Source organism: Pseudonocardia adelaidensis, assembly GCF_039543345.1.
Taxonomy (GTDB): Bacteria; Actinomycetota; Actinomycetes; order Mycobacteriales; family Pseudonocardiaceae; genus Pseudonocardia; species Pseudonocardia adelaidensis.
Genome location: NZ_BAABJO010000008.1, coordinates 162,413 through 176,891 on the forward strand (window position 1 = coordinate 162,413; position 14,479 = coordinate 176,891).

General features: G+C 75.3%; 17 protein-coding genes. 14 read left to right on the forward strand and 3 right to left on the reverse strand.

Annotated features, from left to right (window positions below; genetic code table 11):
* Nucleotides 1-35 precede the first annotated feature (35 nt).
* The gene (gene hisH, locus ABEA81_RS12835) at nucleotides 36-671 is read left to right on the forward strand and encodes an imidazole glycerol phosphate synthase subunit HisH (RefSeq protein WP_345605213.1); all 636 of its coding nucleotides are present in this window, start codon (nucleotides 36-38) and stop codon (nucleotides 669-671) included.
* A gap of 10 nt (nucleotides 672-681) precedes the next feature.
* On the opposite strand, the gene ABEA81_RS12840 is transcribed toward hisH, so the two are convergent.
* Nucleotides 682-1,257: an HD domain-containing protein gene (locus ABEA81_RS12840; protein ID WP_345605214.1), complete on the reverse strand. Its 576-nt coding sequence runs from the start codon at nucleotides 1,255-1,257 to the stop codon at nucleotides 682-684.
* A gap of 182 nt (nucleotides 1,258-1,439) precedes the next feature.
* On the opposite strand from ABEA81_RS12840, the gene priA reads away from it, so the two are divergent.
* The 4 genes from priA to ABEA81_RS12860 all read left to right on the forward strand — a co-directional run bounded on the left by priA (nucleotide 1,440) and on the right by ABEA81_RS12860 (nucleotide 4,184).
* A complete protein-coding gene (gene priA / locus ABEA81_RS12845) occupies nucleotides 1,440-2,207 on the forward strand; it encodes a bifunctional 1-(5-phosphoribosyl)-5-((5-phosphoribosylamino)methylideneamino)imidazole-4-carboxamide isomerase/phosphoribosylanthranilate isomerase PriA (RefSeq protein WP_345605215.1) in 768 nt (255 codons plus the stop codon).
* On the forward strand, nucleotides 2,207-2,980 hold the full coding sequence (gene hisF / locus ABEA81_RS12850) for an imidazole glycerol phosphate synthase subunit HisF (RefSeq protein ID WP_345605216.1): 774 nt from the start codon (nucleotides 2,207-2,209) through the stop codon (nucleotides 2,978-2,980). The genes priA and hisF overlap by 1 nt, the downstream gene beginning before the upstream one ends.
* 8 nt (nucleotides 2,981-2,988) lie before the next feature.
* Nucleotides 2,989-3,342: a phosphoribosyl-AMP cyclohydrolase gene (gene hisI / locus ABEA81_RS12855; protein WP_345605367.1), complete on the forward strand. Its 354-nt coding sequence runs from the start codon at nucleotides 2,989-2,991 to the stop codon at nucleotides 3,340-3,342.
* 113 nt (nucleotides 3,343-3,455) lie between these two features.
* Complete coding sequence (locus tag ABEA81_RS12860) at nucleotides 3,456-4,184, forward strand: alanyl-tRNA editing protein (RefSeq protein WP_345605217.1); 729 nt, start codon at nucleotides 3,456-3,458, stop codon at nucleotides 4,182-4,184.
* Nucleotides 4,185-4,232: 48 nt separating this feature from the next.
* On the opposite strand, the gene ABEA81_RS12865 is transcribed toward ABEA81_RS12860, so the two are convergent.
* Nucleotides 4,233-5,147, reverse strand: coding sequence for a hypothetical protein (locus tag ABEA81_RS12865; protein WP_345605218.1), 915 nt, complete (start codon nucleotides 5,145-5,147; stop codon nucleotides 4,233-4,235).
* Between the two features lie 108 nt (nucleotides 5,148-5,255).
* Here ABEA81_RS12865 and ABEA81_RS12870 point away from each other — a divergent pair, with 108 nt between their 5' ends.
* From ABEA81_RS12870 to ABEA81_RS12880, 3 genes are read left to right on the forward strand one after another with little or no spacing between them, the layout of a single operon-like run.
* Nucleotides 5,256-6,485, forward strand: coding sequence for a sensor histidine kinase (locus tag ABEA81_RS12870; protein ID WP_345605219.1), 1,230 nt, complete (start codon nucleotides 5,256-5,258; stop codon nucleotides 6,483-6,485).
* Nucleotides 6,482-7,147 carry a response regulator transcription factor gene (locus ABEA81_RS12875; protein ID WP_345605220.1) on the forward strand — a complete coding sequence of 222 codons (666 nt, stop codon included), beginning with the start codon at nucleotides 6,482-6,484 and terminating at the stop codon, nucleotides 7,145-7,147. Before ABEA81_RS12870 ends, ABEA81_RS12875 begins: the two co-directional genes overlap by 4 nt.
* 42 nt (nucleotides 7,148-7,189) lie before the next feature.
* A complete protein-coding gene (locus ABEA81_RS12880; RefSeq protein WP_345605221.1) occupies nucleotides 7,190-8,044 on the forward strand; it encodes a hypothetical protein in 855 nt (284 codons plus the stop codon).
* Here the strand turns inward: ABEA81_RS12880 and ABEA81_RS12885 are convergent.
* The gene (locus tag ABEA81_RS12885) at nucleotides 8,025-8,651 is read right to left on the reverse strand and encodes a TetR/AcrR family transcriptional regulator (protein ID WP_345605222.1); all 627 of its coding nucleotides are present in this window, start codon (nucleotides 8,649-8,651) and stop codon (nucleotides 8,025-8,027) included. The two genes, ABEA81_RS12880 and ABEA81_RS12885, sit on opposite strands and share 20 nt — an antisense overlap.
* Before the next feature lie 105 nt (nucleotides 8,652-8,756).
* On the opposite strand from ABEA81_RS12885, the gene ABEA81_RS12890 reads away from it, so the two are divergent.
* From ABEA81_RS12890 to trpA, 6 genes are read left to right on the forward strand one after another with little or no spacing between them, the layout of a single operon-like run.
* Nucleotides 8,757-9,131 (forward strand): VOC family protein, encoded by a 375-nt coding sequence (locus ABEA81_RS12890; protein WP_345605223.1) that lies wholly within the window; start codon nucleotides 8,757-8,759, stop codon nucleotides 9,129-9,131.
* The gene (locus tag ABEA81_RS12895) at nucleotides 9,128-10,873 is read left to right on the forward strand and encodes an anthranilate synthase component I (protein WP_345605224.1); all 1,746 of its coding nucleotides are present in this window, start codon (nucleotides 9,128-9,130) and stop codon (nucleotides 10,871-10,873) included. Before ABEA81_RS12890 ends, ABEA81_RS12895 begins: the two co-directional genes overlap by 4 nt.
* On the forward strand, nucleotides 10,870-11,463 hold the full coding sequence (locus tag ABEA81_RS12900) for a Trp biosynthesis-associated membrane protein (protein ID WP_345605225.1): 594 nt from the start codon (nucleotides 10,870-10,872) through the stop codon (nucleotides 11,461-11,463). Before ABEA81_RS12895 ends, ABEA81_RS12900 begins: the two co-directional genes overlap by 4 nt.
* Before the next feature lie 43 nt (nucleotides 11,464-11,506).
* The gene (gene trpC, locus ABEA81_RS12905) at nucleotides 11,507-12,331 is read left to right on the forward strand and encodes an indole-3-glycerol phosphate synthase TrpC (RefSeq protein ID WP_345605226.1); all 825 of its coding nucleotides are present in this window, start codon (nucleotides 11,507-11,509) and stop codon (nucleotides 12,329-12,331) included.
* A complete protein-coding gene (trpB, locus tag ABEA81_RS12910) occupies nucleotides 12,328-13,635 on the forward strand; it encodes a tryptophan synthase subunit beta (RefSeq protein ID WP_345605227.1) in 1,308 nt (435 codons plus the stop codon). The genes trpC and trpB overlap by 4 nt, the downstream gene beginning before the upstream one ends.
* Nucleotides 13,632-14,426 (forward strand): tryptophan synthase subunit alpha, encoded by a 795-nt coding sequence (gene trpA / locus ABEA81_RS12915; RefSeq protein WP_345605228.1) that lies wholly within the window; start codon nucleotides 13,632-13,634, stop codon nucleotides 14,424-14,426. The genes trpB and trpA overlap by 4 nt, the downstream gene beginning before the upstream one ends.
* Nucleotides 14,427-14,479: the final 53 nt, after the last annotated feature.

Genomic DNA, 14,479 nt, shown 5'->3' on the forward strand with positions numbered 1-14,479 from the left:
GGGCCCCGACCCGCGGGACGCATATCCTTGACCGCGTGTCGAGGATCGTCGTGCTGGACTACGGATCGGGGAACCTGCGTTCCGCGGAACGCGCGCTGCAGCGCGTGGGCGCCGACGTCGCGGTCACGGCCGACCCGCATGCCGCGCTGGAGGCCGACGGGCTCGTCGTCCCGGGCGTGGGCGCCTTCGCCGCCTGCATGGCCGGGCTGTCCGGCGTCGACGGGCCGCGGATCATCGAGCGCCGGCTCGCGGGCGGCCGCCCGGTGCTGGGGATCTGCGTGGGCATGCAGGTGCTGTTCGACCTCGGCGTGGAGTGGGGCGAGCGCACGGCGGGGTGCGGGCAGTGGCCGGGCACCGTCGAGCGGCTCAAGGCCGACGTGCTGCCGCACATGGGCTGGAACACCGTGCGCGCCCCGGCCGGCACCACGCTGTTCGCCGGCCTCGACGCCGACACGCGCTTCTACTTCGTGCACTCCTTCGGCGTCCGGCGCTGGGAGCTGGAGGAGTCGGACGTGCTGAAGCCGCCGCTCGTCACCTGGGCCCACCACGGGGAGGACTTCGTGGCGGCCGTCGAGAACGGCGCGCTGGCAGCCACCCAGTTCCACCCGGAGAAGTCGGGCGACGCCGGCGCCACGGTGCTGCGCAACTGGCTGCGCGACGTCGTCGGGTAGCCGCCCGGGGTCAGCCGAGCTGCGGCGCGAAGTGGGCGGCCCACTCGTGGAACCGCTCGCGGAAGTACGGCGAGCGGTCCGCCAGCGGGAGGAAGACCCGGACGGTCTCGGCGTAGTAGGTCCGCGCCTTCGCCGGCCGTGGATGGGTGTGCAGCCGCTGCACGTTGCTGTAGCGGTCGGCGAGCTTGACGGTGAGCACGTCCGCGGGGGCGGACGTGAAGCGCCCGAGGTAGCGCTCGCGAACCCCCTCGCCCTCGGGCTTGGTGACCCAGCCGACGAGCTCCGCGACCCGGTCGCCGAACTCCGCACGGACCTCGTCCAGCGTGCACGGGGTGTCCTCCACGACGTCGTGGAGCAGCACGGCCACGAGGACGTCGCGGTCCGTCGCGCCGGAGCGCACGGCGATCTCCAGCGCCTCGAGCAGGTGGTGGACGTAGGGCTCGCCCGCGGGCCGGGTCTGAGCCCCGTGGTGCCCCTCGGCGACGGCGTACGCGCGCGCGAGCGCGGAGACGGTGTCCGCGGGCAGGCGAGGGGCGAGCGCCGCCTCGGCGGCGGGCCAGCGGGTCCAGGATGCGAAGACCTCCATGCCCGGAGGGTAGTGATCGGACCGCCCGTCGCGCGGGGGACGCCGATCGACCGATCTGCGCGGCGGTGGCGCGGACGTGCGCCGATGCGTGCCGGGGCGGTGGGCTCACCCGCGTGGCCGCTGCGCGCACGCGCACGATGTGCAGGCGGAACGGTCCGTGCACGCTCGGTAGGCTCGTCGGTGTGAGTTTCACGCTCCTTCCTGCCGTCGACGTCGCCGACGGTCAGGCCGTGCGCCTGGTCCAGGGTGAGGCCGGCACCGAGACCGGGTACGGCGCCCCGCGCGATGCAGCGTTGCAGTGGCAGCGCGACGGCGCCGAGTGGATCCACCTCGTCGACCTCGACGCCGCGTTCGGCCGCGGTTCCAACGCCGAGCTGCTGGCCGGGGTCGTCGGCGAGCTGGACGTGGCGGTGGAGCTGTCCGGCGGCATCCGGGACGACGCCTCCCTGGAGCGCGCGCTGTCCACCGGCTGCGCCCGGGTGAACCTCGGCACGGCCGCGCTCGAGGACCCCGAGTGGTGCGCGCGGGCCATCGCCACGCACGGCGCCCGGATCGCCGTCGGGCTGGACGTGCGAATCGTCGACGGGGAGCACCGGCTCGCGGCCCGTGGCTGGACCCGCGACGGCGGCGACCTGTGGGAGGTGCTCGACCGGCTCGACCGCGACGGCTGCGCCCGCTACGTCGTCACCGACGTCAGCAAGGACGGCACCCTGCGCGGGCCCAACCTGGACCTGCTGCGGTCGGTCGCCGCGGCCACGAAGGCCCCGGTGATCGCCTCCGGCGGCATCGCGGAGGTGTCCGACCTGGTGGCGCTCGCCGAGCTGGCCGCGTCCGGGGTGGGCATCGAGGGCTCGATCGTCGGCAAGGCGCTCTACGCAGGCCGGTTCACCCTCCCCGAGGCCCTCGACGCGGTGCGGGCGGTGCGGCCGGCGGACCGGGCGGCGGGCTGATGGGGGTAGCTGTTCGGGTCATCCCGTGCCTGGACGTCGACGCCGGGCGGGTGGTGAAGGGCGTCAACTTCGTCGACCTGCGCGACGCGGGCGACCCGGTGGAGATGGCCAGGGTCTACGACGCCGAGGGCGCGGACGAGCTGACGTTCCTCGACGTCACGGCGTCGTCCGGGGGTCGCGCCACGATGCTGGACGTCGTGCGGCGCACCGCGGAGCAGGTGTTCATCCCGCTCACCGTCGGCGGCGGCGTCCGCTCCACCGAGGACGTCGACACGCTGCTGCGCGCGGGCGCCGACAAGGTCGGCATCAACACCGCGGCGATCCAGCGCCCCGAGCTGCTGCACGAGGCGAGCAGGCGGTTCGGCGCGCAGTGCATCGTGCTGTCGGTGGACGCGCGGAAGGTGCCGGAGGGCGGTCGGGCCACACCGTCCGGCTGGGAGGTCACCACCCACGGCGGGCGCCGCGGCACCGGGATCGACGCCGTCGAGTGGGCCGCGCGCGGCCAGGAGCTCGGCGTGGGGGAGATCCTGCTCAACTCGATGGACGCCGACGGCACGCAGGCGGGCTTCGACCTGGAGATGATCAAGGCGGTGCGGGCCGTCGTGGACGTCCCGGTGATCGCCAGCGGGGGAGCGGGGGCGGTGGAGCACTTCCCGCCCGCGATCGGCGCCGGGGCGGACGCCGTGCTCGCCGCGAGCGTCTTCCACTTCGGCCAGCTGCGGATCAAGGACGTCAAGGACGGGCTGCGGGCCGCACACGTGGAGGTCCGATGACGAAGGTCGTGGACTCGGCGCTCGACCCCGCGGTCGCCGCCCGGCTCAAGCGCACCCCGGACGGGCTGGTCTGCGCGGTGGTGCAGGAGCGCGGCACCGGCGACGTGCTGATGGTCGCGTGGATGGACGACGAGGCGTTGCACCGCACGCTCACCACGGGCCGCGCGACGTACTGGTCGCGGTCCCGGGAGGCGTACTGGGTGAAGGGCGAGACCTCGGGCCACGTCCAGCACGTGCACGAGGTGCGCCTCGACTGCGACGGCGACGCCCTGCTCGTGGTGGTGGACCAGACCGGCCCGGCCTGCCACACGGGCACCCACAGCTGCTTCGACGCCGACGTCCTGCTCGCCGCAGGCAGCTGACACACCAACGTCGGCGCTCGCACAGCAACTGCAGTTGGTGTGCCGGGCCCACAGTGGGTGTGTGAGCAGCGCCCGGTCCCCGGCGCCCCGAGCCGACGTCCTAGTGTCGGCCCGTGACCGAGGAGCTCTTCGCCACCGACGCCTACCTCCGCTCCTTCGAGGCCGCGATCACCGACGTCGACCGGGACGCCGGCCGCGTGGCGCTCGCGCGCACCGCGTTCTACCCCGGCGGGGGCGGCCAGCCGCACGATCTCGGGACGCTCGACTGGGGCGGCGGGCCGGTCGCCGTCACGAAGGTCAAGCGCGAGGCGGGCCGCATCTGGCACTGGGTCGACACCCCCGAGCTGCCCGGCGCGGGCACCGGGCTGGCCGGGGAGATCGACTGGTCGCGCCGGCACCTGCTCATGCGCACCCACACCGCCCTGCACGTGCTGTGCGGGGTGGTCTGGTCGGAGTTCGCGATCCCGGTGACCGGCGGGAACATGGAGCCCGGCTCGGGGCGCCTGGACTTCCCGCTCGAGTCGATCTCGGTCGAGCTGGGCAAGCGGCTCGAGGCCCGGATCAACGAGGAGCTGGCGGCGGCGCGGGCCGTGGTGGTCGACTTCCTGGGCCGCGACGCCGCCGACGCCGACCCGGCGCTGATCCGCACGGCGGCCAACCTCATCCCCCGGGAGATCGACCCGCTGCGCGTGATCGACATCGTGGGGCTGGACAAGCAGGCCGACGGCGGCACGCACGTGTCGAGCACCGCCGAGGTCGGCGCGGTCCGCGTCACGGGCACCGAGTCGAAGGGCAAGGGCAACAAGCGGGTGCGCATCCAGGTGATCGACGCGCCCGCATGACGGGGTCGCGTCCCGGCCACCCCCCTTCGCGGCCGGGACGCGCCCCCGTCACCCGCGCCGGCTCTCCCCGGTGCCGACGAGGGCGAGCAGGCAGGCCACCGCGAGGGCGAACCCGCCGAGCAGGCCGGTGACCTGCGCCGTTCCGGCGGCTGCTGCGTACGAGGTGAAGCCGCCCGCCGCCATCCGCACGACGACGGTGTAGAGGCCCCAGGAGAACATCGCGGCGGTACCCGTCCAGGCCGCCGCCACCGCGGCCCACCGCGACCCCCGTCGCCCGCGTACGAGCGCGACCGCCCCCGCGGCGCCCGCGATCGCGAGTGCGGCGCTCACCGCCTCGATGCCCGGCTCGACGGGCGACCCGCCGGAGAGCCCCACCAGCAGGTGCAGGAGCGCGCTCGCGGCGGCCATGACGCACCCGCCCGCGGTGAGGACGCGCAGCAGCGGGACCAGTGCGGGCACCGGCGGAGCCACCGCGACGACCACGCCCGACCAGCGCCGCACCGCGTGCGCGACGAACGCGGCGCACAGGAAGACGCCCTGCCACGCGAACCCGCCGTAGACCACCGGTTGCAGCCACGGTTCGAACCACGTCCCGCCGAGCCCGTCGGTGACCAGCAGGAACAGCGTTCCCGGCAGGACCGACACGACCATCGGGACGAGGAACCCGGTGCCCACCCACGTCGGCAGCAGCACCAGCCACGCGGGGAGCCGGTCGCCCCACCGGTGGGTCAGCGCGAGGGCGAGCCCGATGACGACGAGGTCCATCGCGAAGGTGACGGCGTTGGCCGCCACGACCGCGGGGTCCGCGAGGAACCCCGGCTCGCGGACGCCGGTCGTGCCGCCGGTGAGCCACCGGAACTTGATCGTCAGGTACGGCAGGGTGCCTGCGACGGCGAGCCAGCCGAGGACCCGCACGCCGGGCGGCGTCGGCACCTGCGGCGGGGCGGTCGTCGAGAACGTCATGCCGACCACGATGTCGGCGCCCGCGGCCCTCCGGCTCCCGCGCCGGGACGAGATCGCTCCCTCCCGCGGGGGAGGGGCGCGGGCCGGCCCCTCTGCGACGATCGTCGGGTGCTCCGGCGTCTCATGGCCCCGCTCACCGACGGGCTGACCTACCGCCGGTACGTGCACCTGCTCCTGGGCGCGGTGATCCTGCTGCCGTACGTGGCGCTGGTGTGGCTGATCGCCTCGACGGTGACGAACGGCGGGCTCGGCCCGCTCGGGCTGGTCGCGATCGTGGCGCCGGCCACGGGCATCGCCGTCGGCGTCACGCTCGTCCCGGGCGTCCGGGCACTGGCGATCACCGCCGCCCGCCTGCTGCTGGGCGCCGAGGTGCCCGAGCCGGACCCGGCCACCGTGGACTCGTGGCAGGGACGACGCCGGGCTGCGCTCTGGCTGGTGGTCAACGCCGCGGCGGGCGGGCTCACCGCGCTGGTCACGCTGGTCGTCTTCCCCACGACGATCGGCTTCGTCTTCGCGCCGTGGCTGGTGCTGCCGCCGTTCCCGACGGGCGGACGGGCGTGGTGGCTGCCGCTGGTAGGCGCGCTGCTCCCGGTCCTGCTGTTGCACGCCGCGGCCGCGGGGGGAGCGGCGCTCGCGCGGCTCGCTCCGCGGATGCTCGGGCCCACCCGCACGGAGCGGATGGCGGCCGAGCTCGCCGCGGCGCACGCCGCCGAGCGCGCGCTGGCCGAGCGCAACCGGCTCGCCCGGGAGCTGCACGACTCGGTGGGGCACGCGCTCACGGTCACGACGTTGCAGGCCGGCGCCGCCGCACGGGTGCTGGACAGCGACCCGGCGTTCGTCGCGACGGCCCTCGACGCCATCGCCGAGGCGGGGCGCACCGCACTGGCCGACCTCGACCACGTGCTCGGGCTGCTGCGCGACGGGGACGGCGGCGACCGGACGCCACCACCGGACCTCGGCGACCTCGACGCGCTGGTGGACGGCGCGCGGTCGGCCGGGGTGGCGGTCGGCCTGCGTCGCGACGGTGCGACCGGGACCGTGCCGCGCGCGGTGTCGCGGGAGGCCTACCGGATCGTGCAGGAGGCGCTCACCAACGCCCTGCGGCACGCCGGGCCGGTCCCGGTCGCCGTCCGCGTCACGGTGGAGGAGGACGCCGTGGCGCTGGAGATCACGAACCCGCTGGGGCCCTCGCACGGGCGCACCGGCGGCGGTCGCGGGATCGCGGGGATGCGCGAGCGGGTCGGCGTGCTGCGCGGCGAGCTCGCCGCGGGCCCCGACGGGGACCGCTGGCGCGTCGCCGCCCGACTCCCCTTCGGAGACGCGAGGATGCACGGGTGATCCGCGTGCTGCTGGTGGACGACGAGGAGCTGGTGCGGGCCGGGCTGAAGGCGATCCTCGACGCCGAGCGGGACATCGAGGTGCTCGGGGAGGCGTCGGACGGCGCGGAGGTGCCCGGGCTGGTGCGCAGGCTCGAGCCCGACGTCGTCCTGATGGACGTGCGGATGCCCGCGGTCGACGGGATCACGGCCACGCGGCACCTGGTGTCGCAGACGTCGCAGCGGGGGACGGACCGGCCGCGCGTGCTGATGCTCACGACGTTCGGCAACGACGGCTACGTCTACGACGCCCTGCAGGCAGGCGCCACCGGGTTCCTGCTCAAACGAGCGCGCCCGGCCGAGATCGTGCAGGCGGTGCGCACCGTCGCCGAGGGCGAGTCGCTGCTGTTCCCGGCGGCCGTGCGTGACCTCGTCGCCACCCGCGGCCGGACCGGCGGCGACGCGCTGCGCGGCGCCGGGCTCACGGAGCGGGAGGGTGAGGTGCTGCGCCTCATGGCCCGGGGCCTGTCCAACGCCGAGATCGCCCGCGAGCTGGTGCTCGGCGTCGAGACCGTGAAGACGCACGTCGGCAACGTGCTCGCCAAGGTCGGCGCCCGCGACCGCACCCAGGCCGTGGTGGCCGCGTACGAGTCCGGCTTCATCGACCCGCGGCGGCCCGCCTGAGCCTCCTTCCGTCGCCCGACGTTATCAGGTTAGCCTCACCTCATGAGTGCGTTGGCGGCGACGGTGGAGCGGTTGCGCGGGCTGCGGCCGGAGCACCCGGACGCCTATGCGCCGTGCATCGGCGTGCCGGCCGAGCCGGGCTGGTCGTCGCTGGCCGACGTGGTGGCGCACGTCGACGCGTGGTGCGCGCGGGCGCGGGAGCAGGACAACCCGGCCCGGCTGGCCTCGGTGGCGGCCACCACGGTGGGCGGCGTCCTCGTGCACGGCGTGCTGGGCCGGGTCACGGCCGCGCTGGTGCTCGACCGCCGGGCGTGGGACGTGCGGGCCGGGCACCTCGCACTGCACCCGGGCACCGGGCGGCTCGCCGTGCGTGACGCGTCCCTGCTCGTACTGCCCGACGACCCGGCGGCAGGCCACCCGGACGCCGAGGTGCTGCCCGACCTGCCCGCGCTGCTGCACCGGGTGGCGGCGGAGGCCGTCGCGACGCTGCGCCCGCTGCTGGACGAGGTGCGCGCCGCCACCCGTTACGGGCTCGTGCCGTTGTGGAACGGCGCCGCGGACGCCGTCCGGGGCGCCGCCCACTACGCGCCGCTCTACGCGGGCACGGACCGGGAACGGGCGCGGGCCCTCGGCGCCGCGCTCGTCGCCGAACTCGGTGCCGTGCTCGGCGCACGGGGGGCGCGCCTGCGCGACCGCGGTGGGCACGAGCAGGTGCAGTGGGGCACCGAGACCTACGCGCTGCCGGTGCGGGCCGCCTGCTGCCTGTACTACAAGACCGAGCCGCAGGTCGAGCGCCCGTCCGACGCGTACTGCCTGACCTGCCCGTTCCTGTGCTCCCCCGACCGCAGGGCGCGCTTCGGCAGCTTCGTCGACGGGCTCACGGCAGGGGCCCGGTGAGAAAGCGCTGCAGGTTCGGCGCCACCGCGGCGATGATCGTGGCGTGGTCGGCTGAGGCGAGCGGCTCCACCTTCAGCACGTAGCGGACGAACGCGAGCCCGAACATCTGCGACCCGGCGAGGCTCGCGCGCAGCTCCGGCCGGTCGGGCGCGACGGTGGAGAGGACCTTGCCCACCAGCACGCGGCCGATGAACTCGCGCAGCAGGCTCGCTGCGACCTCGTGGCCCGCGATGCTCTGCAGCAGCGTGGCGAGCTGGGCACCCCCGGTCTCGTCCCAGACCTGCAGGAGCCGTGCGATGACCCGCTCGGCGAGGTGCTCGGGATCGCCGGGCAGCGCCTCGCCGATGATGGCGGCGGGGTCGGCCGGCAGGTCGAGCGCCGCGACGAACAGCGGTTCCTTGCCACCGAACCAGTGGTTCACCATCGCCGGGTCCACCCCCGCGCGTTCGGCGATCGCCCGCACCGTGGCCCCGTCGTAGCCGCGCTCGGCGAACACCGCGCGCGCGGCCTCGAGCAGCGCGGCGCGCGTGTCGCCACCGCCGGGACGGCGTCCGCGCCGGCGGGGTGCGCTGCTGTCGTCGGGTGCGGCCCCGGCGCGATCGTTCACGACCTCATTTTCTCGCTCCCCGACTGAGAATCTCCTGCAGGTGTCGAGAACGGCGCCGGGGCATCGACGTCCCGGGTGCACGGTCGTCGATCGAGGAGGACGAAGATGGCAGGCACCCGCATCACCGACGTCACCACCGTGGCGGTCCCGGTCCGCGACCAGGACGAGGCGCTCGCGTTCTACGTCGACGTGCTCGGGTTCGGGAAGCGGCTCGACGCCCCGTTCGGCGGCGGCCGGTGGGTCACCGTGGCCCCGGCCGGGGCGAGCACGTCGATCGCGCTGGTGGCCGGCGACCGGACCGGCGTCGACACCGGCATCCGGCTCGCCACCGCGGACGCGGCGGCCGACCACGAGCACCTGCGCGCCGCCGGCGTGGACGTCGACGCGGAGATCCTGCGTTACCCGGGCGTACCGGCGATGTTCACGTTCCGCGACGCCGACGGGAACACGCTGGTGGTGGTCGAGATAATGGCGACATGACCGTCACACAGCCGATAGGCGCCTCCGGCGCTGTGCCTGCCGGCGCCCTCGGCGCGGTCACCCCCAGCCGCGAGGAGTTCCGCGCGCTGGCCGCCGGTCACCGGGTGATCCCGGTGACCCGGCGGCTGCTCGCCGACGACGAGACCCCGCTCGGGGTCTACCGCAAGCTGGCCGGTGACCGGCCCGGCACCTTCCTGTTCGAGTCGGCGGAGAACGGGCGGTCCTGGTCGCGGTGGTCGTTCGTGGGGGCCCGCTGCCGCGCTGCGCTCACGGCGGTGGACGGCGAGCTGGTGTGGACCGGCGAGGTGCCGGTCGGTCTGCCGACGTCGGGCGACCCGCTCGCCGCCCTGCGCACGGTGGTGGAGGAGCTGCACAGCGAGCGGCTGCCCGGGCTGCCGCCGCTCACCGGCGGGATGGTCGGCTACCTCGCCTACGACGCGGTGCGGCGGCTCGAGCGGTTGCCCGAGCACGCCGTGGACGACCTGCGGCTGCCCGAGCTGGTGATGCTGCTGGCCACCGACCTCGCCGCGGTCGACCACCACGAGGGCACGGTCACCCTGATCGCCAACGCGATCAACTGGGACGCCACCGACGAGCGGGTGGACGAGGCCTACGACGACGCCGTCGCCCGCCTCGACCGGATGACGGCCGACCTCGCGGCGCCCGCGCCGTCCACGGTGGCGGTGTTCCGCCCTGCGGAGCCGCGGTTCATGCGCCGCCGCTCGGCGCCGGAGCACCACGCGGCCGTGGAGGCGGCGAAGGAGCAGATCCGCGCGGGCGAGGCGTTCCAGGTGGTCGTGTCGCAGCGGTTCGAGGCCGACTGCAGCGCCGACCCGCTGGACGTCTACCGCGTGCTGCGCGCCACCAACCCCAGCCCGTACATGTACCTGCTCCGGCTCGAGTCGGCGGCCGGTGAACGTTTCGACATCGTCGGCTCCAGCCCCGAGGCACTCGTCACGGTCCGGGACGGCGTGGCCACCACGCACCCCATCGCCGGCACCCGCTGGCGCGGCGCCACCGAGGAGGAGGACCTCCTCCTGGAGAAGGAGCTGCGCAGCGACGAGAAGGAGCGCGCCGAGCACGTCATGCTCGTCGACCTGGGGCGCAACGACCTCGGCCGGGTCTGCGAGCCGGGCACGGTGAAGGTGCACAGCTTCTTCGCGGTGGAGCGCTACAGCCACGTCATGCACCTGGTGTCGACGGTCACCGGCAGGCTCCGGGACGACCGCATCGCCTTCGACGCGGTCGCGGCCTGCTTCCCGGCCGGCACGCTGTCCGGTGCGCCGAAGCCGCGGGCCATGGAGATCATCGAGGAGCTGGAGCCCACGCGGCGCGGGCTCTACGGCGGGATCGTCGGCTACCTCGACTTCGCGGGCGACGCCGACACGGCGATCGCGATCCGCACGGCGCTGGTCCGCGACGGGGTGGCGTACGTGCAGGCGGGCGGGGGGATCGTGGCCGACTCCGACCCGGTCGCCGAGGACGCGGAGTGCCTGAACAAGGCGCGGGCGGTGCTGTCGGCTGTCGCGACCGCGGCGACGCTCGCGGAGCCGCGCGAGGGCGCAGCGGCGACGCTCGCGGAGCCGCGCGAGGGCGCAGCGGCGACGCTCGCGGAGCCGCGCGAGGGCGCAGCGGCGACGCTCGCGGAGCCGCGCCGCGATCTCCCCGGCGATCCGGGGCGCCCGTCGGACCCGGCGACCGGGTCGGCGTCGGGGCCGGCGGCGTCCACCACCCCGCGGTGACCGGCCGCCCGAGCCCGCGGGCGCTGGGTGTGGCCTGTGCGGGCCTGGCGCTCTCGGCGGTGCTGCTCTGGGCGGGGTCGGCCACGGTCTGGTACCGGGCGCCGGCCGGTGCCGGTTCGTCCGGGGGGCCGCCCGTCGCGCTCACCGGCGCGCAGGTGGCGCCCTGGCTGGGCGGCACGGCGTTGCTCGCGCTCGCCGGGGTGGCGGGCGTGGTGGCGACGGGCGGCCTGTTGCGCAGGCTGGTGGGCGCCCTGCTCGGGCTGGTCGGGGTCGGGGTGGCGGTGCTCGGCCTGCGGGCGCTGCTGGTCGTCCCGCCCGGGAGCGCCGCCACGGGCGCGCCGCTGCTCGCGATCGCCGGGGCGCTCGTGCTGCTCGGCCTCGGGATCGTCGTGCTCGTGCGGGAGCGTCGGTTGCCGCGGCTCGGCGCGCGGTACGCGGCGCCGGGTGGGCGGCGGGTGGAGCGCGACCCGGACCGCGCCGCGTGGGACGAGCTCGACGAGGGGCGGGACCCGACCGTCGACCCCCCCGACGCGCCGCCCGGCGACGCGGGGGACGATCCTGGGGACGGGCCGCGAGATGCGGCTGTCTAGCATGATTCGCGCCCGGCCCTATCCGGAGAGGGGGACAGCTGCCATGACGAACGGCGGAGCGAGTGTCCTCGATTCCATCGTGGACGGTGTCAGGGCCGATCTCGCGGTGCGTGAGGCGGAGGTCGACTTCGCGGAGATCAAGCGGCGGGCGGCGGCGGCCCCGCCCCCGCGGGACGTGATGGCCGCATTCCGCGCCCCCGGGATCGGGGTGATCGCCGAGGTGAAGCGGCGGAGCCCGTCGAAGGGTGACCTGGCCGAGATCGGCGACCCGGCGCAGCTGGCCGCGTCGTACGCCGACAACGGCGCGCGGGTGATCAGCGTGCTCACGGAGGGGCGCCGCTTCGGCGGTTCGCTGGCCGACCTCGCCGCCGTCCGCGCGGTGGTCGACGTGCCGGTGCTCCGCAAGGACTTCGTGGTGAGCCCGTACCAGGTGCACGAGGCCAGGGCCTTCGGCGCCGACCTGGTGCTGCTGATCGTCGCCGCGCTGGAGCAGAACGCGCTCGACGCCCTGCTCGACCGGGTGGAGTCGCTCGGGATGACCGCGCTCGTCGAGGTGCACACCGAGGAGGAGGCGGACCGCGCGCTGGAGGCGGGCGCCAAGGTCATCGGGGTGAACGCGCGCAACCTGCACACCCTCGAGGTCGACCGCACGATCTTCGGCCGGATCGCGCCCGGGCTGCCCACCGACGTCATGCGGGTGGCGGAGTCCGGCGTGCGCGGGCCCGGTGACCTGCTCACCTACGCCGGGTGGGGGGCCGACGCCGTGCTCGTCGGCGAGGGCCTCGTCACCAGCGGAGACCCGGGAGGGGCCGTGCGCAGCCTGGTGGCTGCCGGCTTCCACCCCTCGTGTTCGAGAATGGTCCGGTGAGTACGAACAGCAAGGCGAGCGACGGGGTCGCCCACCGGTCGGACCACGACCCGGACGAGCGGGGCCACTTCGGCCGCTTCGGAGGCCGGTTCGTCCCCGAGGCGCTGATCGCGGCCCTGGACGAGCTCACCACCGTGTACGAGAAGGCCCGCGGGGACCGGGACTTCCTCGACGAGCTCGACCGCCTGCACCGCGACTACACCGGTCGCCCGTCGCCGCTGACCGACGCGCCGCGGCTGGGCGAGCACGCGGGCGGCGCGCGGATCCTGCTCAAGCGCGAGGACCTCAACCACACCGGCTCGCACAAGATCAACAATGTGCTCGGGCAGGCGCTGCTCACCAAGCGGATGGGCAAGAAGCGCGTGATCGCCGAGACCGGCGCGGGCCAGCACGGGGTGGCCACCGCCACGGCCTGCGCGCTGCTGGGCCTGGAGTGCGTCGTCTACATGGGCGAGGTCGACACCGAGCGGCAGGCCCTCAACGTCGCCCGGATGCGGCTGCTCGGTGCCACGGTGGTGCCGGTCAAGACGGGCTCCCGCACCCTCAAGGACGCGATCAACGAGGCGCTGCGCGACTGGGTCACCAACGTCGACGACACGCACTACCTGCTCGGCACGGCCGCGGGCCCGCACCCGTTCCCGATGATGGTCCGCGACCTGCACCGCGTCATCGGACTGGAGGCGCGCGAGCAGGTGCTCGAGCGGGTCGGGCGGCTGCCGGACGTGGTGGCCGCGTGCGTCGGCGGCGGCTCCAACGCGATCGGGATCTTCCACGCCTTCCTCGACGACCCGGGCGTGCGGCTGGTGGGCTTCGAGCCGGGCGGTGACGGCGTCGCGACCGGCCGGCACGGCGCCACCCTCACGGCGGGCACGCCCGGCGCGCTGCACGGCGCGCTGTCCTACCTGCTGCAGGACGAGGACGGGCAGACCGTCGAGTCGCACTCGATCTCCGCGGGCCTCGACTACCCCGGGGTCGGGCCGGAGCACGCGCTGCTCAAGGACGTGGGCCGGGCCGAGTACCGCCCGGTCACCGACGCCGAGGCGATGGACGCCTTCGCGCTGCTCTCGCGCACCGAGGGCATCATCCCGGCGATCGAGTCGGCCCACGCCGTGGCGGGGGCGCTGAAGCTGGGCCAGGAGCTGGGGCCGGAGGCCGTGATCCTGGTGAACCTGTCCGGGCGCGGCGACAAGGACGTCGACACGGCGGCCAAGTGGTTCGGGATGATCTCCGAGGAGGAGAGCGCCGAGGACGCCAGCGGCACCGCGATCGCGGAGGCCAGCTTGACGGAGGGGCCGCCGCGATGAGCGACGTTCAGAAGATCTTCGAGGCCGCGCGGGCGGAGGGCCGCGGTGCCCTCGTCGGCTACCTGCCCGCGGGCTACCCCACGGTCGACGGTTCGGCCGACCTGCTCTCCGCGATGACCGAGGGCGGCTGCGACCTGCTCGAGGTCGGGATCCCGTACTCGGACCCCGTGATGGACGGGCCCACCATCCAGGCAGCTGCCGACACCGCGCTGCGGGCTGGCTTCCGGCTGCGCGACGTCCTGTCGGTCGTCGAGCGGGTCTCCGCCGCGGGCGGCCGGGCGGTCGTGATGACCTACTACAACCCGGTGCTGCGCTACGGCGTGGACGCGTTCGCCCGCGACCTCGCGGCGGCGGGCGGGCTCGGCGTGATCACCCCCGACCTGATCCCGGACGAGGCACAGGAGTGGCTCGCCGCCTCCGACGCCCACGGCCTGGACCGGATCTTCCTCGTGGCGCCGTCCTCCACGGAGGAGCGGATCGCGTCCACGGCGGCCGCCACCCGCGGGTTCCTCTACGCCACGTCCACGATGGGCGTCACCGGTGCGCGCGACGCCGTCGCGAGCGCCGCTCCCACGCTCGTGGCCCGCTGCCGCGCGCACACATCGCTGCCGGTCGCGGTGGGGCTCGGGGTGCGCTCGCCCGACCAGGCCGCGGAGGTCGCGGGCTTCGCCGACGGCGTGGTCGTCGGTTCCGCGTTCGTCACGGCCGCCGAGAACGGCGGTGCCGACGGCGTGCGCGCGCTCGCGCGGGAACTGGCCGCAGGTGTGCGCCGCGCCCCGGCCCCGGCCTGAGGCACGAGACACGGGGCGGGCACCCGGGCCGGCACCGGGCCGGGCGCCCGACC